We start from the raw sequence: 20222 nt of genomic DNA on the forward strand, positions 1-20222 counted from the left end.
CTACGCCGTCGGCTCGAAGGCCTCGGCGACGATCTCGGCCTGCTCCACAGCGTGCACCTTCGACGAACCCGAGGAAGGAGCCGACATGGCGCGGCGGGAGATGCGGCGCAGCTTGGTGAACCGCTCCGGAAGGAGTTCCGGGAGGTTCAGGCCGAAGAACGGCCACGCGCCCTGGTTGGCGGGTTCTTCCTGGACCCAGGCGATATCGGTCGCATTCGGGTAACCGGCCAGCGCCTCGTTCAACCGGAACTTGGGCAGCGGGTAGAGCTGCTCGATGCGGACGATGGCGACGTCTTCGCGCTTCTGCTTGGCCTTCTCGGCGACCAGCTCGTAGTAGAGCTTGCCGCTGGTGAGCAGGACGCGCTTGACCTTATTGCGGTCGCCGATGCCCTGTTCGTAGGTGGGCTCGTCGAAGACCGAGCGGAACTTCGATTCGGTGAAGTCCTTCAGGTCCGAGACCACGGCCTTATTGCGCAGCATCGACTTCGGGGTGAAGACGATCAGCGGACGGCGGATGCCGTCGAGCGCGTGGCGGCGCAGCAGGTGGAAGTAGTTCGCCGGGGTGGACGGCACGGCGACCGTCATCGAGCCCTCGGCGCACAGCTGCAGGAAGCGCTCGATGCGACCGGAGGTGTGGTCCGGGCCCTGACCCTCGTGACCGTGCGGCAGCAGCAGCACGACCTCCGAGAGCTGACCCCACTTGGCCTCACCGGAGGAGATGAACTCGTCGATGATGGACTGCGCACCGTTGACGAAGTCACCGAACTGCGCCTCCCACAGCACGAGTGCGTCCGGGTTGCCCAGCGAGTAGCCGTATTCGAAGCCGACGGCGGCGTATTCGCTCAGCGCCGAGTCGTGCACCGCGAACCAACCCGGGGTGGTGCTGCCGATGTTGTGCAGCGGGGTGTACTCCTCGGCCGTCTTGCGGTCGATGATCACCGAATGCCGCTGGGTGAACGTGCCACGACGCGAGTCCTGACCGGTCAGGCGCACCGCACGACCCTCGTCGATCAGCGTGCCGAAGGCGAGCAGTTCGGCGAAGGCCCAGTCGACCTTGCCCTCGTAGGCCATTTCACGACGCTTCTCCAGCACCGGCTTGACGCGCGGGTGCACGTTGAAACCGTCTGGCACATTGAGGAACGCGTCGCCGATGCGCTGCAGCACCGTCTTGTCGACGGCGGTCAGGATGGTGGTCGGCACCTGCTGGTCGTCCTCGACCGATTCGCTCGGCTCCGGGACGTACTTCTCCAGCTCGCGAACCTCGTTGAACACCCGCTCCAGCTGACCCTGGTAGTCACGCAGGGCGTCCTCGGCCTCTTTGAGCGAGATATCGCCACGGCCGATCAGGCTCTCGGTGTACGCCTTGCGCACCGAGCGCTTGGTGTCGATGACGTCGTACATGTACGGCTGGGTCATCGACGGGTCGTCGCCCTCGTTGTGGCCGCGACGCCGGTAGCAGATCATGTCGATCACGACGTCCTTGCGGAACTTCTGACGGAAGTCCACCGCCAGACGCGCCACCCAGTCACAGGCCTCCGGATCGTCACCGTTCACGTGGAAGATCGGCGCGCCGATGAACTTCGCGATGTCGGTGGAGTATTCGGTGGAGCGGCTGTTCTCCGGTGCGGTGGTGAAGCCGATCTGGTTGTTCACCACGATGTGGATGGTGCCGCCGACGCGGTAACCGCGCAGCCCCGACAGGTTCAGCGTCTCCGCGACCACACCCTGACCCGCGAACGCGGCGTCACCGTGCAGCATCAGCGGCATGACGGAGAAGCCCTCCGGCCCGTCGCCCTTGTCCAAAAGGTCTTGCTTCGCACGTACCAGACCCTCGAGCACCGGGTCGACCGCCTCCAGGTGCGAGGGGTTGGCGGTGAGCGAGACCTCGATCTCGTTGTCGCCGAACATCTGCAGGTAGGTGCCGCGCGCGCCGAGGTGGTACTTCACATCGCCGGAGCCGTGGGTGGCCGCCGGGTTCATATTGCCCTCGAACTCGGTGAAGATCTTCGAGTACGGCTTGCCGACGATATTGGCGAGCACATTGAGGCGACCGCGGTGCGGCATACCGATGACGACCTCGTCGAGCGAATGCTCGGCGCACTGGTCGATGGTCGCGTCCATCATCGGGATGACGGCCTCGGCGCCCTCGAGCGAGAAGCGCTTCTGACCGACGTATTTGGTCTGCAGGAAGGTTTCGAAGGCCTCCGCCGCGTTCAACCGGTTCAGGATGTACTTCTGTTGCGCGACAGTCGGCTTGACGTGCTTCTGCTCGACCCGCTCCTGAATCCACTGCAGCTGCTCGGTTTCCAGGATGTGGGTGTACTCCACACCGACGTGGCGGCAGTAGGCATCGCGCAGCACCGAGAGCACATCGCGCAGCTTCATCCGCTCCTGGCCGTGGAAGCCCGCGACGTCGAAGGTGCGGTCCAGGTCCCACAGGGTGAGGCCGTGCTGGGTGACATCGAGGTCGGGGTGGCTGCGGAACTTGTCCTTGACCAAGCGCAGCGGATCGGTGTCGGCCATCAGGTGGCCGCGGTTGCGGTAGGCCGCGATCATCTCGAGCACGCGGGTGCTCTTGTCGACGCCGCGTTCCTTGACATCCTTGCGCCAGCGCACCGGCTCGTAGGGCACGCCGAGGCCGTGGAAGATCTCGTCGTAGAACTCGTCGCTGATCAGCAGGGTGTGGATGGTCCGCAGGAAGTCGCCGGATTCCGCGCCCTGGATGATGCGATGGTCGTAGGTCGAGGTCAGGGTCATCAGCTTGCCGACGCCGAGTTCATTGATGCGCTCGTCGCTCATGCCCTGGAATTCGGCGGGGTACTCCATCGCGCCCGCGCCGATGATCGCGCCCTGGCCCGGCATCAGCCGCGGCACCGAGTGCACGGTGCCGATGGTGCCCGGGTTGGTCAGCGAGATGGTGACGCCGGTGAAGTCGTCGATGCCGAGCTTGCCGTCGCGGGCGCGGCGCACGATGTCCTCGTAGGCGGTGTGGAACTGCCCGAAGGTCATGGTCTCGCAGCCCTTGATGGCCGCGACCACCAGCGAGCGGTTGCCGTCCTTGCCCTGCAGGTCGATGGCCAGGCCGAGGTTGGTGTGCGCGGGGGTGATCGCGTTGGGCTTGCCGTCGATCTCGGCGAAGTGCCGGTTCAGATTCGGGAACGACTTGACCGCCTGCACGATCGCGTAGCCGAGCAGGTGGGTGAAGGAGATCTTGCCGCCGCGGGTGCGGGCGAGGTGGTTGTTGATGACCAGGCGGTTGTCGATCATCAGCTTCGCCGGAATGGCGCGCACGCTGGTCGCGGTCGGGATGGCCAGCGACGCGGACATGTTCTTCACCACAGCGGCGGCCGGGCCGCGCAGGACCTTCGCCTCGTCGGTCGCGGTGTCGGCGGGCTTGGGCGCGCCAGAGGTGGGCGCGGCATTCGAAGTCGGCGCGGGAGTCGTCTGCGGCGCGCGGGTGGTGACCGGCGCGGGCGCGGGAGGCTTGGGGGCCGCCGGGGCGGGTGCCGCCGGGGCGGGGGCCGCGGGCGCCGCGTTCACCGGCGTGGGGGCCGCGGCCGGGGTGGCCACCTGCGCGGGCGCGGCCGTGGTCGCGGCGGCCTGACTGTTACCAGAATCACCCGCGACTTCGGGCGTGTAATCGGCGAGGAACTCGTGCCAACTCTCGTCTACTGAAGATGGATCCTGTTTGTACTTCTGATACATCTCATCGACTAGCCACTGGTTCTGTCCGAACTGGGAAGTTGAGCTGCTCACAGCAGGTGTTCGCCTCATTTCGTTCTTCGCGCTGCGACGTTTGTGACGTGCCCGGCACGGGGATCAGCGGATGCGCGCCGATGCGCCCTCTCTGAGGATAGGCCCAGCAGCAAATCAGCGGACCGACTGACCACCGGACAAATCCGATCCCAAAGATGACGACCCGTCCTCGCTCGAGAATATTCCCCCCGTCTCGCTGGCCGCCGCCCAGAGTTGGGCATAGGGCCCACCGGCCGCCAGCAGCAACTCGTGCGGCCCGATTTCAGCGATTCGTCCGTGTTCGACCACGGCGATCCGATCGGCGCGCGCGGCGGTGCCGAGCCGGTGCGCGACGACGACGGTGGTGCGGTCCCGAGTCAGCGATCGGCTCGCTATCAGGACCGATGCCTCGGTCTCCGGGTCGAGGGTCGCGGTGGCCTCATCGAGCAGCAGCAGATCGGGGCGCACGAGTTCGGCACGTGCCAGTGCGATCAGTTGGCGCTGGCCCGCCGAGAGGCCGCGGCCGCGCTCGCCGACCGGGTGGCGCATGCCATGCGGCAGTGCCGCGATCATGTCGGCCGCGCCGACCGCGGTGGCGGCGGCCGCGATCTCCGCTTCGGTCGCGGATGGTTTCCCGAATGCAATGTTGCTGGCGACGTCGCCGGTGAAGAGGTGAGCTTCCTGAGGGACTATGCCGAGCCGGGAGCGGTAGTCGGCCAAGCGGTAGTGCCGGATATCGATGCCGTCGACGTGGATGGTCCCGGTTGGCTCGGCGTTGTCGGGTAGGTCGTAGAGCCGCGCCAGCAGTTTGACAATGGTCGACTTGCCCGCACCGGTCGGGCCGACCAGCGCCAGCGTCGATCCCGGCGGGATGCGCAGGGATACCCCGTCGAGTGCGGGTTTTTCGGTGCCCGGGTAGTGGAAGTGGATGTCGTCGAGGACGACCTCGCCGCGCAGGCCGTGGTCGATCGCGACCGCATCCGGTGGATCGGCCGCGATCGAGGACGGAGTACGGAGCAGGTCGCCGATGCGGCGCAGGCCGACGCGCGCCTGCTGATAGCCGTCGAAGACCTGGGACAACTGCAGGATCGGTCCGAAGAGCAACTGTAGATACAGCACGAAGGCGATGAGGGTGCCCGCGGTGGTCGCGTCCTCGGCGACCTCGCGGGCGCCGAAGTACACGACCGCGGCCAATGCCAGATCGGCCCAGGCGATGACGAAGGCGAAGTACATCGCGATGGCCCGCTGGGCTCGCATCCGGCTGGTGCGGTAGCGGTCGGAGTATTCGGCGAAGCGGCGGGCGGCGACCGGTTCGTGCCGGTTGGCCTGGACGGCGCGCAGGCCGGAGACGTTCTCCTGGAAGTCGGCGTTGACGGTCGAGACGTGTTCACGCGAGACGGTGTACGCCGTGGATGACACCCGACGGAACAGCACTGTCGCCACCAGCAGCGGCGGCAGCGCGATCAGCACCACCGCGGCCAGCGAGGCGTCGATGACCAGCAGTGCCACCGCGATCCCGACCAGGGTGAGCACGCCGATCAGTGTGGTCGCCACGCCGGTCTGCAGGAAGGTCGACAGCGCGTCCACGTCGGTGGTCATCCGGGTCATGATGCGACCGGACAGCTCGCGTTCGTAGTAGTCCAGACCGAGCCGCTGCAGGTGCGCGTAGCTGCGCACGCGCAGACCGTAGAGCACGCGTTCACCGGTGCGCGCGGTGAGTACGGTGGTCGCCGCGCCGACCGCCAGGCCGAGGACCACCAAGACCGCGCCGAGCATCCCGGCGCGGGCGAGCGCAGCCGAATCGTGGCCGCTCACACCGGTGTCGATGGCGTAGCGCACGATCGGTGGGAAGGCGACGCCGATCAGTGTGTCGAGTGCGAGCAGGGTGATGACGCTCAGCACCAGCCAGCGCACCGGCCGCAGCAGCCGAGCGAGCCGGAACTCGGGATCGGGGCGGCGCAGTCGCTCATCGTCGAGGCCGGGTTGTTCGGTGGCGGGTGGTAGACGCTCGATCGTTCGGCGCAATTCGGGAGTTTCGCTCAGATCGGCTGCCGCGCCGGTGAACCCGCCCGGTCCGCTGGTGGCAGGCGCGGTGCGGCCGAAACCGGTGGCGACGGGTCCGAGACCGGCCGGCACGACCGCGGCGGCTGCGTCGGCGGGGTATATGGCCGGGCCCGGGAGTCGGATCACCCGATCCGCGTGGGCGAGTGTGGATTCCCGATGCGCCAGGATCAGTGTCGTGCGGTGGCCCGCATCGGGCAGCTTGTCGAAGATGGCCGCCTCGGTGACCGCGTCGACCGCGGAGGTCGCGTCATCGAGCACCAGAATTCGTGGCCGCGCCAATAGCGCTCTGGCCAGCGCGATCCGCTGCCGCTGCCCGCCGGACAGGGTCAACCCGCGCTCGCCGACCACGGTGTCATAGCCGTCGGGCAGTTCGGCGATGAATTCGTCGGCCGCGGCCAGCTTCGCGGCATACCGGATTTCGGCATCGGTGGCCTCGGCGCGGCCGAGGGCGATGTTCGCGGCGATGGTGTCGCTGAACAGGAACGGATCGTCGAAGACCACGCCGATCGCGGTGCGCAGATCGACCGCGCGCAGGTCGGCGATATCCACGCCCCTGGCCTCTGCCCGATCGGCCGTCGGATTGTCGGTCGTCGAGCGGGCGGCCCCCGCACTCGAAATGGCGAATTCGCCCGCAGCGGTGCCGGATTCGGCCCCGAACAGACGAATGGTGCCGGAGTCGGGGGCGTAGAAGCGGGGGAGCAGTAACGACAGCGTTGACTTTCCGGAGCCCGCGGGCCCGATGATGGCCACGGTTTCGCCGGGGCGCACGGTGAGGTCGAGATCGCGCAGGATCGGCTGGGTGGGGTCGAATCCGAAAGTGAGGGCGTCGATTTCGATGCCGAGGGGTCCGTCGGGAAGGTCAGCGGGGGCAGGTGGGTCGGCGATTTCGGGGGCGGCATCGATGACCTGGTAGACGCGTTCGGCCGCGGCTCTGGTCAGCTGGGCCATGATGACCACCGAGGACATGGTGCGGGTGGTGGCCGTCATGGTGGTGACATAGGCGGAGAAGGCGAGGAAGGTGCCGATGCCGATGGACCCGTGCAGCGCGAGCAGACCGCCGACGACGATCACCGCGACCAGCCCGGCCTGCGGAATGGTGGTGACCGCGGGCGCGAACCGCGCATTGATCGCGGCGGCCCGCATGCGTTCGGCGTAGAGCGTGCGTCCGTGCTGTTCCAGTACCCGCACCATCCGGGCCTCCTGGCCGAAGCCCTTCACCACGCGGACGCCGGTGACCGTCTCTTCGACATGCTGCGCGACCTCGGCGGCCCGCTGCTGGGCCGACCAGGTCGCGGCGTACAGCCGCGGCCGCATCCGGTACACCAGCAGCCCGATCGCCGGGACGACCAGCAGCGCGACGGCAGCCAGCGGCGGTGACAGCCACACCATGACAGCGGCGGCGAGCAGGAATTCCAGCACCGCCAAACCCGACAGCGGGACCATCGCCAGCAGACCCTGCACCAGTTGGAGATCGGTGATCGAACGGGATACCACCTGGCCGGTGCGCAGTGCGTCCTGTCCGACTCCGTCCAGGCGTTGCAGTGAGCCGAGCAGGTTGATCCGCAGTGCGTGCTGGATATCGAGTGAGAGTCGCCCGGCCAGCATGCGTCGTGCGAAGGCGGCCGAGAAGCGGCCGACCGCGACGAGGGCGAGTAATCCGGCGACGGTGCCGATGACGGCGGTATCACCGTGTCCCGCCGCGTCGACGGCGCGTTTCGTCAGCAGTGGTGCGGAGATTTCGACCAGTGCTCCGGCGATCAACGCGACCGCGATGCCCGCGACCGTTCCCCGGTGCGACCGGCACTCGGTCCACAGTCTGCGTATCCAGCCCGGTTCATTCAATTGCGCTGCTCACCCGTCTTGTCGGCTAATAGCTAATACCGACGGTAACGACACGGATCGCCATCGGATTTGTTCCCCTGCGGCACGGACAATTCGGGCTCGCTGGATCGATGGGCGACCGGGTGCGGCGTCAGATATCGCGTTTGCGGAGCAACCACCAGGCGCCGCCGCCGATGCCGAGGGTCCACAGCAGCAGGACCACCAGCGCGGCGGGAGTCGGGGCCAGGAAGTCGCTGTCGGTGAAGGAGTCGACCGCGACCGTGCTGATGGTGGCGGAGCCGGGGAGCACGGTGACCACCCCGGCGAAGCCGATGGCCTTGGTGACGATCCACAGCAACGGCTCGATGATCACCAGCCAGCCGAGCATCGTGGCGATCGCACCGGTGGAGGTGCGCAGCAGCAGGCCGAGGCCCGCACCGATCACCGACCAGCAGACCGCCGCGAGCAGGCCGCCGCCGAAGACCGCGAGCAGGCGCAGGCCGAAGTCGAATTTGCCGCGGCCGAAGGCGAGCAGGCAGGCGAACGCCAGCAGCTCGACCGCGAATGTCGTCGCCAGTGCGAATCCGGCGGTGACCAGGAATTTCGCGGCGGCGAGCCGGTCGCGGTCCGAGGTGAACAGTGCCGTGGACGGCATGGTCGCGTACCGGTATTCGGCACCGGCCCCGGCCGCGCCGAAGGCCCCCGCGAGCACGATCGCGATCGCCAGGCCGATATAGAGCCCGATGGTCGCAGCACCGGTCGCCGGATCGGATTTGGGGTCGGCCGGTCCGGCGAGCAGCGCGGTGACCGTGCTCGCGACGAGGGCGATCGCGAGGATCAGCGCGGCCAGGATCCGGCTGGCGCGCAGCGTGATGACCTTGCGGACCTCGGAATTGACGGCCGGAACGAGGTCCGGGGGCAGAACGGCGATCATCGTGGAATCCCCTGGGGCGTCGGTTGGGGCGGTGCGATCCCGGCGTAGGGGGCGGGCGGTGCTGGGCGGGCCGGTTTGACCAATGCTGCGAGCACCCGGTCGGGGTGGATCTGGTCGGCGGTGATGCCGTCCACGCGCACACCGGCCGCCGTCGCCGCCGCGCGGATCTGCGCCTCGGTCGCCTCGGCCACCGCGAGCCGTCCGTCGGGCCGGATCACCGCATCGGTGAATCCCTGTGCGGCCAGCATGGTGGCCAGCGCGATCGGCGGGGACGCGGCGACGACAAGGCGATCGGGGTGGCCGCGCCGCAGCCGGGCCGGGGTGCCCTGATAGACCACCGAACCCTCGCTCAGCACGATGATGTTGTCCGCGATCGGAAGCACGGTCGCCAGGCTTTCGCTCGACAGCACGACGGTGCCGCCGCGGCGGGTATGCCGCCGCAGGAAGTCCTGTAGCCACGCCCGTTCGGCCGCGTCGAGATCGGCCATCGGTTCATCGAGGATCAATAGTTGCGGATCGCCGAGTAGCGCGGTCGCCAGCGCCAGCCGGGTCTGTGATCCGGCCGGTAGCGCGCCCGTGCGCGTCCGCGCCCAGGCACCGAGGCCGACCACCTGGATCACCTCGTCGACGCGCGAGTCCTCGATACCCGCGGCCGCCGCGTACACCAGCAGGTGATCGCGCGCCGAGCGCGCCGGATGCAGCCCGCGCGGCACCAGCACGCCGCCGATGACAGCCGCGGGACCGCGCTGCGGCTCGCCGCGCCGTCGCGAGCCCGGCCCGCCGACCGCCGCGGTACCCGTGGTCGGTTCGAGCAGGCCGAGCAGGATGCGCAGGATCGTCGACTTACCCGCGCCCGCTGGCCCGACCAGGGCCGCGACCGTCCCGGACGGGACGGTGAAGCTGACGTTCTCGACCCCGGTGACCAGGTCGTAGCGCTTGCTCAGGCCGCGGACGGAGAACGCGAGCGGTCGGCCCGCGCTCATCGTGGCGTGGTCGGGGGTTGCGGCTCGACCGGATCCAGTGCGGGCAGCGGATCGGCGTCGATGATCAGCTGGCGGTCGGCGGGCCAGGCCACCGGTGCGGGCCCGAAGGCCGTGCGCGCATTGCCGATCGTGGTCTTGCCCAGCGCCCGGTTGCCGACACCGCCGATCACCGCGCCGATGCCAGCGGGCACCACCTTGCCCGCCATCAGGGCGGCACGCTTGGTGATGAAGCGGATGATGAATCGCTTGAGCAGCGAATCGTTCATGCTCGACAGGCCGGGAATCCTATTGGCGAACAGCGTGCCCCAGTTCTTCGCCGAATGACCCACGGTCTTCTCGACGATCTCCATCCCGCTCTCGCCGAGTACGACCGCGAGCACGAGGGCCCGCCGCGTCTCCTTGTCCTCGGGGGAGATGCCGTGCACAGCTGCGACGGCCAGTGTGAACACCGCGGACGCCTCCATGAAGAAGGTGGTCTCGGCACTCACCGCGGCGATCGCCGCGATGGTACCGACCCCGGGCACCGCGGCCGTCGCGCCGACCGCACCGCCGCTGCCGGTCACCGCGAGCAGGTACTGGTTCTCCAGCCGCTCGATGATCTGCGCGGGACTCTCCGACGGATGCGAACGCCGCAGCCGGTCCACGTACTTGGCGACGGCCGGCGCCTGCAGGCGTGACCCGGTATCGAGTAGCTGGACCACCGTCTTCTCGAACGTGCCTTTGAACACGGCGATATCCTCCTCTTCCGCCTGTACGGGATGAACCTTATGGCACCGACCGCCATCAACTCGTCATGACAACGATGTACCCGGTCGACCTGGTTCCCCGCATGTCGGTTCCGTCACTCCGGTTCGCGCAGGGCAGCGACCCTTTCCTGGAGCGGTGGCGGTGGCGGCGGGGTGCCGTCGCCGAATGGTCTGCCGCCCAGCGCTTCTCGGCCGTGCGGGCTCAGCCAGTCGGTCGACTCCGGGCCCTTTGGCACGATCCGCGTCGGGTTGATATCGGCGTGCACGACGTAGTAATGCACCTTGATCTGCTCGAAATCGACGGTGTCGCCGAAGCCCGGCGTCTGATAGAGGTCGCGCGCATAGGCCCACAGCACCGGCATTTCGGTCAGCTTGCTGCGGTTGGTCTTGAAGTGGCCGTGATAGACCGGATCGAATCGGACCAGCGTGGTGAACAGCCGCACGTCGGCCTCGGTAATGGTGTCGCCGACCAGATATCGCTGGGTGGCCAGACGATCGGAGAGCCAGTCCAACCGGGCGAACAGCCGGTCGTAGGCCGCCTCGTAGGACTCCTGGGTCCCTGCGAATCCGCACCGGTAGACGCCATTGTTGACATCCCGGAATACCGCCAGGTTCACCTCGTCGATCTCGTTGCGCAGCTGTGCCGGATACAGCTGCGGCGCACCCGGTCGATGGAATTCGGTCCACTCGGTGGCGAAGTCGAGGGTGATCTGCGGGTAGTCATTGGTCACCACCTGTCCAGTGGCGACCTCGACCATCGCCGGAACCGTGATGCCGCGCGGGTAGTCCGGGAACCGCGCCAGGTACGCATCGCGCAGCCGAGGGATACCGAGTACCGGATCAACGCCGTCGGGATCCAGATCGAAGGTCCAGCTGAGCCTGTCGTGAGTCGGGCCGCACAGCCCCAGTGAGATCGCGTCCTCCAGCCCGAGCAGCCTGCGCACGATCAGCGTCCGGTTCGCCCATGGGCAGGCTCGCGCGGCGATCAGGCGGTAGCGGCCGGCCTCGACCGGGTATCCGTCACGTCCGTCTGCGGTGATGCGGGTGGTGATGTAGTTCGTATCTCGCTTGAACTCGCCGGACTCGACGTAAGAGGCAATTTCCGATACCGACTTGGTCACTTGGACAGTCTCGCAGAATCGAGGTCTTAGTCTTGCCCAATGAGTGATACGAAGGCCACCCGGCTGATCCGGGAAACCACCGATGGCGGTGCCGAGGTCGCGATCCTCACCCTGGCCAATCCGCCGCTGAACCTGTTCGACCAGTCGATGTTCGACGCGCTCATCGAGGATCTCGCCGATCTGTCGGCAAATCCGCCGCGCGCGGTGCTGCTGCGGGCCGAGGGCAAGCTGGTCTCCGGCGGTGTCGACGTGCACGTCTTCGGCGGGATCCTCCCGCCGACGTCGGCTGCCACCTCCCGTGCCGTCGAGCAGGGCGCCGAACTATGGCGCACCCTGTTCGCACAGATCATCCATCCGCTGGAGGCGCTGCCGTGTCCGGTGGTCTTCGCCGCGCACGGCCTCACCCTGACTGCCGCCTTCGAAATGGCGCTGGCCTGCGACATCATCTTGGCCGCTCCGAAAGCGAAATTCGGTCTGGTGGAGACGGTCGTCGGCCTGACGCCGTCGATGGGCGGTCCGCAGCGGCTGGCCGAACGCGCCGGATCGGGCCGGGCCCGTGAATTCGTGATGACCGGTGAGCTCTACGACGCCGCGACCATGGCCGAATGGGGCGTGGTGAACGCCATCCACGACGATGTCGACGCCGCCGCACGGGATTTGACGAATCGGCTGGCCAAGGGCCCGACCAGGGCGCATGCCGCGACCAAGCAGATCATCGAGGCGTGGCGCTCCGGCGGCGTCGCCCATGCGGATTCGGTGACGCCGCAGGTGTCCGGCGCGCTGTTCGACACCGCGGATCTGCGCGGTGCGGTGCGCAGCTTCCTGGAGGTCGGCCCGGGGAAGGCCACCTACACCGGCCGGTGACAGCCGGGACACGTTCCTCGCCTATCCCCACGAAAATGTGACTCGCGTCATATAGTCGCAAGAGCCTGCAAGCCCGAGGCGTGTGCGGAGGACCCATGTCGCAGTTCTTGGTCGAGTACCCACCGAATCACCCGCATGCCCGCGATGCTCCGCTGGCTCGTGGCGCCGACGGGGTCCTGCGCTACGGCAATCTCACCCCCGCGCTGACCGAACTACTGGATCTACAGGTGCACGCCTTCTCGACAAGGGAGGCGGTGGTGGAGATAGGCGGCCCCCGCCTGACCTATCGGGAGTTGTGGCACTCCGCCTCCCGCATCGCGGGCGGCCTGCAGGAGCACGGCATCGGCTACGGCGACCGGGTCGCCATCCACATGCCGGCGGGTGCGCGCTGGGTGCAGGCGTTCCTCGGTGCGCTGCTGAGCGGCGCGGTCCCGGTGCTGGTGCACGACGGACTGCCCGATGCGGTGGCCGAGCGGGTGATCGCCAACAGCAGTACCGATTTCGTACTCGATGGTGGTAGCTCGGAACTGCCCGACGGCGCCGCCTTCATCGATGACGGTGCGGCACTGAGTGATCTGGCGCTGCTGTGCTACACCAGCGGCACCGGGGTGTGCCCGGCCAATACCACCGTCGCGCCCAAGGGCGTCGAGCTGACCAACGAAAACCTGCTCTCGGCAGTTCGTTCCGTTGTCGCGGCACTGGACCTGCCGACCGACGGCCTGCGCAATCTGGTGCTGCTGCCGCTGGCGCATGCGAGCGGCTGCGTGGACCAGATGCTGCCGACCTTCGCGGTCGGTGGCACCGTCGTGCTCGCGCCGGATCGCCGAAGACTCGCCGAAACCATTGTCTCCGAACGGATCGATATGGTTTCCGCGACACCACGTATCTTCGCCCGGCTGCTGCCCGAACTGGCGGCGCTGCGCACCGAAGGGCTGTGCACCGAGGGCATCGTCCGAGTCAGCAATGCGGGCCATCGCGGCGAACGCGTCGCCGATGCCACCGATCCCGCGGATCTGGCCGCCACACTGCGGGATATGTTCCCGGCCGCGCGGCGGTGGTCGGTCTGGGGCGCGACCGAAACCAGCGGCATCGGCCTGGTCGTCGACGATGAAACCGATACCGCACCCGGTGCCGATCCGGTACTCGGCTTCCCCTTCGGCGGTACCGAATTGGCGCTGTGGGGGCCGCAGGCGCAGGCCGGGCACGGCGAATTGCTCTGTCGCGGGCCGAATGTCACCCGCCGCTACTGGAACGATCCGGAGACCACCGCGGACCGCTTCACCGGAACCTGGTTCCACACCGGCGATCAGGTCAGCATCGATGCCGACGGTCTGGTCCGGCGTGAACGGGCGCAGGCCGGGTAGCTCACTCGAGCAGGCGATCGCGCAGCCGTTCGCGCAGTTGTGTGGTGAATCCGATGGCGGTCAGATAGGACTCGACATCGCCGTGCTGTTCGCGCACCGAATCCGTCGCGACCCGCAGGTAGTCCTCGCGGACGCCCAGGATATCGATGGAGAGTTCCACTCCCGCAGTGAGTTTCGGTGCCATCATGGCGCGCAGTGCGGGGACGGCGTCATTGCTGGCCAGGAAGTCGGCGAGCACATCGGCCTCGCTGACCGCGACCGCGCGCAGCAGGGTGGCGATGGCCCAGCCGGTGCGGTCCTTACCGGCCGCGCAGTGCACGAGCACCGCACCGTCGCCGCTGGCGATCGTCTCGGCGATGGCGATGATCGCGGTATTCGCCTCGGGCAGGGTCGGGAAGTGTCGGTAGACCTCGAGCATGTGCGTGAACGCGGAGTTGGTCTGCGCCTCGTGCGGCGGCGCCTCGGCCATCCTGGAGTCGAACGGGGTGACGTTCAGTCGCACGCCGTCGGGCAGGTTGTCGTGGCCGATGTGCTCGATCTCGCGCAGCCCGCGCAGGTCGTAGACGTCGGTGACGCCGAGTTCGCGCAGGATGGTGTGCCCGGGCAGATCCAGGCCGCTCAGCTGAGCCGAGCGCAGCAGCACGCCGGGGCGGATCCGCGCGCCGTCGATGGTGCGCAGACCGCCGAGATCGCGGTAGTTGAAGGTGCCGGTCAGGTAGAACTGGTCGGCCGAGGGCGAGAGGGTCACCGATCCAGGCTAACCAGACAATGGGATCGGCGAGGTGTCGTTCGCGGGTCGAACACGGAACCGCTGGCTGTCCGGTTTGCGGAGGTTTTTGTGTGGGATCCGCCACATCTGGGCGGATGGGGAACAAGCCGACCCGTAGTCTGGTCAATGGTGTCGCTCGGTCGGGTAGGCGCGAGAGTGACACCCGGGGAAGCGATTCCGGCGGATACCCGATCGGTCGCAGCGGCATTCCGTTTGGGTAACAAAACATTCTTCCAGTCTGGAAATACCCAACGAACCCGTTCTTAAACCCCGGAAACCCTCTACCATTGATGAATGTTGGACTGGGCATCCAGGGAATTCCCTATCGGCGGATTTCATGATCGCGGTTCGCCATGTTCAGCGAGCCGTGCCGATGAGGGCGCGCGAGTTCTTTCCCCGAGGGAGTCGGCGTTGAGCGTACGTGGAGAAATAGCGGCGGTTCGGTTGCGGCCGACCATCTGTGAGGCCGTCGAGAAGGCGGCCTCCTCGCTCGATTTCACCGGAGTGCGAGCACTTCGGGTGCTTCTGCATGCCGGTGTCAGCGCCTACTGGCCCTTGGTCAAGGCCGCCCCCGCCAAACGGGCACGGGCCTACGAAGCGACGGCGCATCAGTTGGCCGAGCGCTGGGAGGGGCAGACCGAATGTGTCGCCGATCCGCAGGCCTCGGCCCTGTTCCAGGAGATGGACTCCGAGGTCGCGACGTTCCTCGCGCTCTGTGCCGACCGGTCGGGTACGCAGTGGTTGGAGCCGGTGGACGCCATCGCGACCTACGCGGTCTCGGTGGTGCAGGGCACGGTGCTGCGCTGGCTCGCCGACTGCAATGACGAGACGACGCTCGTGGTGCTCGACGACCTGGTCAGCAGCCTGGCCACCAGGGCGGTCGAAGTCTGATCCGCGCGGTACTGGACGTTCGACCAGTTAAATGGTTGAGTTGTTCCGGTGACCGAAACGTCGCCGATTGCCGGACTGCACGCGGCCACGGCCGAGCTGGACCCGCCGCTGGCCGCCCTCGACCTGACCGCGCTGCGTGCCAATGCCGCTGACCTGGTCCGTCGCGCGGGTGGGGTGCCCATTCGGGTGGCGAGTAAATCGGTGCGCTGCCGTGCGGTACTCGAGCAGGTGCTCGGCACCGGGCTCACCGCGGCCGGCGGTTTCGCGGGCATCATGTCGTATTCCCTGGTCGAGGCCATCTGGTTGGTCCGGCTCGGCGCCCGCGATGTGCTGCTCGGCTATCCGACCGTCGACCGTGCGGCCCTGGCCGAACTCGCCGCCGATGACACTCTGCGCGAATCCATCACATTGATGATCGACGATGTCGCGCAGCTGGAACTGATCCGCGCCGCGGTCGGCACCGATCTGGTGCGGCCGCGAATCTGCCTCGATGTGGACGCATCGCTGCGCATCGGGCCGCTGCACCTGGGCGTTCGGCGCTCGCCGATCCGCACCCCCGAACAGGCCGCCGCGCTCGCGCGAGCAGCGCTGAGTCGCGGTTTCGATGTGGTCGGCGTGATGACCTACGAGGCGCAGATCGCCGGACTGCCCGACTCCAATATCGCTGTGCGCCTGGTGAAGCGGGCCTCGGCGGCCGAAATCGCCAAGCGCCGCGGGCAGGTACTCGACGCGGTGCGCTCGGTGGTCGGCAAGCTGGAGATCGTCAATAGCGGCGGCTCCGGATCCATCGAGGTCAGCACTGCCGATTCGGATGTCACCGAGGTGACCGCCGGCTCCGGGCTGTATGTGCCGACCCTGTTCGATCACTATCGGGCCTTCACCCCGCGCCCCGCGCTGTTCTTCGCGACATCGGTGCTGCGCAAGCCGACTCCGTCCATCGCAACCGTTTTCGCGGGCGGTTACATCGCCTCCGGTCCGACCGGACCGTCCCGGGTGCCGAAGCCGGTGTGGCCCGCCGCTTTGAAGTTGCTGGGCACCGAGGGGGCGGGCGAGGTGCAGACCCCGCTGTCCGGGGCGGCCGAACTGCGGATCGGAGATCGGGTGTGGTTCCGCCATGCCAAGGCCGGTGAGCTGTGCGAGCGGTTCAACGAGGTGCATCTGGTCGACGGCGATGGCACGCGCACGACAGTGCCCACCTACCGCGGTGAGGGCAGCTGTTTCGGCTGAGCCGGCGCCAATTGCGAATTCCCTTTGGTCGCGCTGGCGAATTCAAGATCGAATGCGGATGCCGCAGGGGTGCACCGAATTACCAATAAAAGAACCAACCGGTCCGAATGAATATTTCGATCATGCGCCGACTGACCTCTGAAAGAAATATTCAGCACATCTTGCTCAGCTGAGCCGCAGGAATGTCGCCAGATCCGCGAGATCGTCGGGGGTATTCGGTAGGTATTCGGTGAGCAGCGGTGACCGGATAATGACGGCCTTCCACATGGCTCGGCACAGCGTGGCTTGAACCATGCTGCGCGACAACAGGAACCGCATGCCGTAGGGGGCATCGGCGGGGCTGGATGTGGTCATCGACAGCAGGACCACCGCGGCCTCCCGGCCACGGAAGTGCTCGGCCGTGCCGACCAGCACATCCTCGATCTTGGCCCGCGCCAGCAGCGTCCGGATCAGGCCGACCTGGGCACTGTAGGGCGCGACCACGAGTATGTCGTGTGGATGCAGGCGCCGCGTCATCGCGCCGGTGGTCCATGAGACTCCGAGCAGGGCGCGCACCCGGCGGACCACCTCGCGGGCCTCGGCCACCGATTCGGTCGCGGCGCCGCTGTGCTCGACCAGCACCGTCTCCACTCCGGGCTCGACACCCTCCAATTGCCGTGCGAGCGTGACGGTCTCATTGGACCGCAGGCGGTTGTCGTAGTACAGCCGGGAGATCGGGTCGCAGACGCGCGGGTGCATCCGCCAGGTGCGATCGAGGAAGTAGCCGCGATCGGCAGGCAGGGTATCGCGGCCCTCGGCGAGCCAGCCGAGCACCGATTCGTCGACCGGCTCCGGATGTGTGCCGCGCGCCTCGGCGGGCGCGGGATCGCCGACCAGTAGCAGATTGCGTGCGCTCACCGCGACCGCGATGGTATCGGCGAGCGGGAAGCGGCCCGCATCGGCGATCACCAGCAGATCGAGACCAGCGCCGGGCACCACCTCGTCGTCGGCGAAATCGGCCGGGACGCCGCCGACGACGCAGCCGTTGACCGCATTGTCCAGGAATCGCGGATAGCGGGCGCCGTCGATCACCGACCACTCCGGCGCCACCGCCTCGACGTCCTTCTTGGCCACCAGTTCCGGCAGCACGCCCATGGCGACGATCATGTCGAGCAGGCTCTCCACCGTCGAATGCGATTGCGCGACAACGCCGACACGCCACTTGTGCCGGGTGACCAGACGTTCGATCGACCTGGCGGCGGTGGAGGTCTTACCGGTACCGGACGGTCCCTGGACCGCGAGGTAGGAGTCATCGAGATCGCGCAGCGCGGCGGTGATGGCCGCGGCGTGGTCACCGTGCACATCCGGCAGCCGGTTGGCCCGGCGCAGCCGAGGCGGTCGGCGCGCCAGGATATCGAAGACCGCGCTCGCGGGAATCTCGGGCAGCGCCATCAGCAACTGCTGGGCCGCGAATTCGACCGCGGTCTCGATATTCTCGTCCCAGGCGGGCAGTCCCGGTGCGATCGCGGTCGGCAGCTCGTCGTAGGGTTCGCAGCCGTCGGGTAGCAGTTCCTCCAGCCGGACGGTGTCGTCGAAGTTCGCGTCCACCGAACAGCCGAGCACGGTCGCGGAGGCGGTCGCGCGCCGACCGACGGCGGTGATCATTCCGGCGGCGACCGGCTGATCGTAGAAGGTGTATACCGTGGTGCCCGGTGTCAGCACCGTGCCGGTCGCGGCGCCGCCCGCGGTGTCGGCGCCGCCCCAGCCGATGCCGATCCGTCCGGTCAGTGTGAGATATCTGCGCATCGTCGGCTGATGCGGGCCGCGATGCCATTTGGTGTCCACCGTGCCCCAGTCGGCCACGAGTACGCCTGGCGCGTCGGACCATTCGTCGACCGGATGACTGAGCCGGTCGGCATGTGCCAACCACAGCGGCTGGCGTTCGCGCCGGTGATAGCCGAGGGCCGCCGCCATCAGCGCGGCGGGATCGCCCGGTTCGCCCTGTGCCGCCGCGAATTCCGCGAGTGCGGCCTCGATCGAGGAGGGTCGTGACGGCGGCTCCGGATCGGGCTCGTCCGGACTCGGCACCAGACACCACGAACTCGTCTGATCCAGCAGTGCCGCATCCGGATCGACGCGCTGTTCGGCCGCTCGATCCTGCAGCCAGTCGCGCAGTCGCAATACCGTGACGCAATCGCGTTCCGTATCACCGGAATGCGCCGCGCCGGGCAGCAGCCGCCGCAGTCGGCTCAGGCGGTAGGAGCGCTCCCCGATCAGCAGGGCATTGCGCACGATCGGATATAGGTCGACCAGCACACCCGCCTGCAGCAGATCCTCGACGATCTCCTCGCCGACCCCGTAACGGCCGGTCCACCGCAGCAGTGCCGAACGCACCTCGGAGGTGTAGTGGTACACGCGCATATCCGGATACATCCGCAGCCGTTGGGCGACATAGTCGAGCGTCTCGCCCAGCGCGCGCCGCTGCCCCGCCTGCTCATCGGTCATCGCGGCAGACGGTGCGGTCGCCGTGCCGAACGGGGCGCGGAAGGCCAGATGGACCGCGGCCGGGCCGCCCACCTCGATGCCGACCAGCTGGCCCGATGGCCCTTCCTCGATGGTGAGTGAGAGATCGCCCGGCGACGGCGGCGGCAGGGCGCCCAGCGCGATCGCGTCCACCAGGGTGTGCGTCGGCTGTCCGGAATCCTCGCGGTGCAGCTGGATTTCGGCCTGGCGGCGCAGTGCGCCGAAGGTGCGCGGTGGCAGGCCGGGTACGGTGGCAGCGGTACTCGCCAGTCGGTCGATGGTGCTCACGCCCGCTTCGCGCAGCCTGGCTCGCGCGGTGCGCGGTATCCCGGCGACCAGTAGCAGATCACGTGCCGCCGTCAGCGCCGCGGTGCAGGTCGGGCAGTGCCCGCAGGCGAGATAGCGCGGATCGCCCCACTGCACCGGGAGCAGTTCGCTCAGTTTGTCTTCCAGGATTCGCTCGACTCGCCCGCGCCGGGCGAGATACACCGGCACCAGATCGGTGAGCGGGTAGGTCCGGCTGTCCTCCCGAAGGTGCAATCGAACCAGGGGGGCGGTCAGCGCACCGCTGCTGTCCAATGCGTCGGCACAGGCGGCGAGTTCGAGTGCCACCCCGATGCGATCCGGTGGATCCGCCGCGGTGCCGTGCGCGGTGTAGCGGACCCGATGGCCGGCGCGCACCAGGAAATCGCTGGCGCAGACGAATTTACCGTCGAAGAAGGTGGCACCGTGGATCACGTGCGCCCCCGCGCGCAGTGCGGCGATCGTCTCGGCATTGGCGGCCTGTAGCGCGGCGAGATGGGCCTTGGCATCGGTCACCGGATCGTGCTCGGCCGCCTCGCTGTGGATCTCGACCATCTGGCTGCCGAACCGGTCGCGGAAGTCCGCGAGTCTGCGTTCGCGCGAATCGTCGAATCCGGTGCGCGGCACCGGATCGGGCGCCACATCCACCGCACCCGCTATGGTGCCCAGTTCGGTATCGAGGGCACGCAGCAAAGCGAATTCACACTGCGCCGCGCGCACGAGGTCGACGGCGGAGCAGACGACACGATCACCGAACACGATCAAACGCGGCCCTCCTGTGTCTTCGCCGGACACGGACGGCAACACTGTAGCTAGCCGCTACCATCGCGTTGAATTCGGTGTCGGCGGGTCGCTACGGCTGGTCGTTTCGCGCGACCTGCAAGCAGTCGCTACGCCC

General features: G+C 67.8%; 12 protein-coding genes. 4 read left to right on the plus strand and 8 right to left on the minus strand.

The window, feature by feature from the left end; translation table 11 throughout:
- The 6 genes from ACQP0C_RS08105 to ACQP0C_RS08130 form a co-directional block, all read right to left on the minus strand.
- The gene (locus ACQP0C_RS08105; protein ID WP_433732075.1) at positions 1-3774 is read right to left on the minus strand and encodes a multifunctional oxoglutarate decarboxylase/oxoglutarate dehydrogenase thiamine pyrophosphate-binding subunit/dihydrolipoyllysine-residue succinyltransferase subunit; all 3774 of its coding nucleotides are present in this window, start codon (positions 3772-3774) and stop codon (positions 1-3) included.
- Between the two features lie 96 nt (positions 3775-3870).
- Complete coding sequence (locus ACQP0C_RS08110; RefSeq protein WP_433732077.1) at positions 3871-7641, minus strand: ABC transporter ATP-binding protein; 3771 nt, start codon at positions 7639-7641, stop codon at positions 3871-3873.
- 130 nt (positions 7642-7771) lie between these two features.
- The gene (locus tag ACQP0C_RS08115; protein ID WP_433732079.1) at positions 7772-8554 is read right to left on the minus strand and encodes an ABC transporter permease; all 783 of its coding nucleotides are present in this window, start codon (positions 8552-8554) and stop codon (positions 7772-7774) included.
- Complete coding sequence (locus ACQP0C_RS08120) at positions 8551-9537, minus strand: ABC transporter ATP-binding protein (RefSeq protein WP_433732081.1); 987 nt, start codon at positions 9535-9537, stop codon at positions 8551-8553. Before ACQP0C_RS08120 ends, ACQP0C_RS08115 begins: the two co-directional genes overlap by 4 nt.
- Positions 9534-10265: a hypothetical protein gene (locus tag ACQP0C_RS08125; protein WP_433732083.1), complete on the minus strand. Its 732-nt coding sequence runs from the start codon at positions 10263-10265 to the stop codon at positions 9534-9536. The genes ACQP0C_RS08120 and ACQP0C_RS08125 overlap by 4 nt, the downstream gene beginning before the upstream one ends.
- Before the next feature lie 113 nt (positions 10266-10378).
- Complete coding sequence (locus tag ACQP0C_RS08130) at positions 10379-11404, minus strand: glutathione S-transferase family protein (RefSeq protein WP_433732085.1); 1026 nt, start codon at positions 11402-11404, stop codon at positions 10379-10381.
- 39 nt (positions 11405-11443) lie between these two features.
- Between ACQP0C_RS08130 and ACQP0C_RS08135 the strand changes: the two genes are divergently transcribed.
- Together ACQP0C_RS08135 and ACQP0C_RS08140 are read left to right on the plus strand one after the other, a co-directional pair.
- Complete coding sequence (locus tag ACQP0C_RS08135) at positions 11444-12268, plus strand: enoyl-CoA hydratase/isomerase family protein (RefSeq protein WP_433732087.1); 825 nt, start codon at positions 11444-11446, stop codon at positions 12266-12268.
- Positions 12269-12363: 95 nt separating this feature from the next.
- Entirely contained in the window at positions 12364-13632 is a 1269-nt protein-coding gene (locus ACQP0C_RS08140; protein ID WP_433732089.1) for a class I adenylate-forming enzyme family protein, read from the plus strand.
- 1 nt (position 13633) lies between these two features.
- On the opposite strand, the gene ACQP0C_RS08145 is transcribed toward ACQP0C_RS08140, so the two are convergent.
- The gene (locus ACQP0C_RS08145) at positions 13634-14380 is read right to left on the minus strand and encodes a tyrosine-protein phosphatase (protein ID WP_433732091.1); all 747 of its coding nucleotides are present in this window, start codon (positions 14378-14380) and stop codon (positions 13634-13636) included.
- A gap of 432 nt (positions 14381-14812) precedes the next feature.
- Here ACQP0C_RS08145 and ACQP0C_RS08150 point away from each other — a divergent pair, with 432 nt between their 5' ends.
- Positions 14813-15292 (plus strand): TetR family transcriptional regulator, encoded by a 480-nt coding sequence (locus ACQP0C_RS08150; RefSeq protein ID WP_433732093.1) that lies wholly within the window; start codon positions 14813-14815, stop codon positions 15290-15292.
- 48 nt (positions 15293-15340) lie between these two features.
- Entirely contained in the window at positions 15341-16519 is a 1179-nt protein-coding gene (locus tag ACQP0C_RS08155) for an amino acid deaminase/aldolase (protein WP_433732095.1), read from the plus strand.
- A gap of 165 nt (positions 16520-16684) precedes the next feature.
- Here the strand turns inward: ACQP0C_RS08155 and ACQP0C_RS08160 are convergent, their stop codons facing one another.
- Entirely contained in the window at positions 16685-20083 is a 3399-nt protein-coding gene (locus tag ACQP0C_RS08160) for an AAA domain-containing protein (protein ID WP_433734476.1), read from the minus strand.
- Positions 20084-20222: the final 139 nt, after the last annotated feature.

It is taken from the genome of Nocardia sp. CA-129566 (assembly GCF_050956075.1).
GTDB lineage: Bacteria > Actinomycetota > Actinomycetes > Mycobacteriales > Mycobacteriaceae > Nocardia.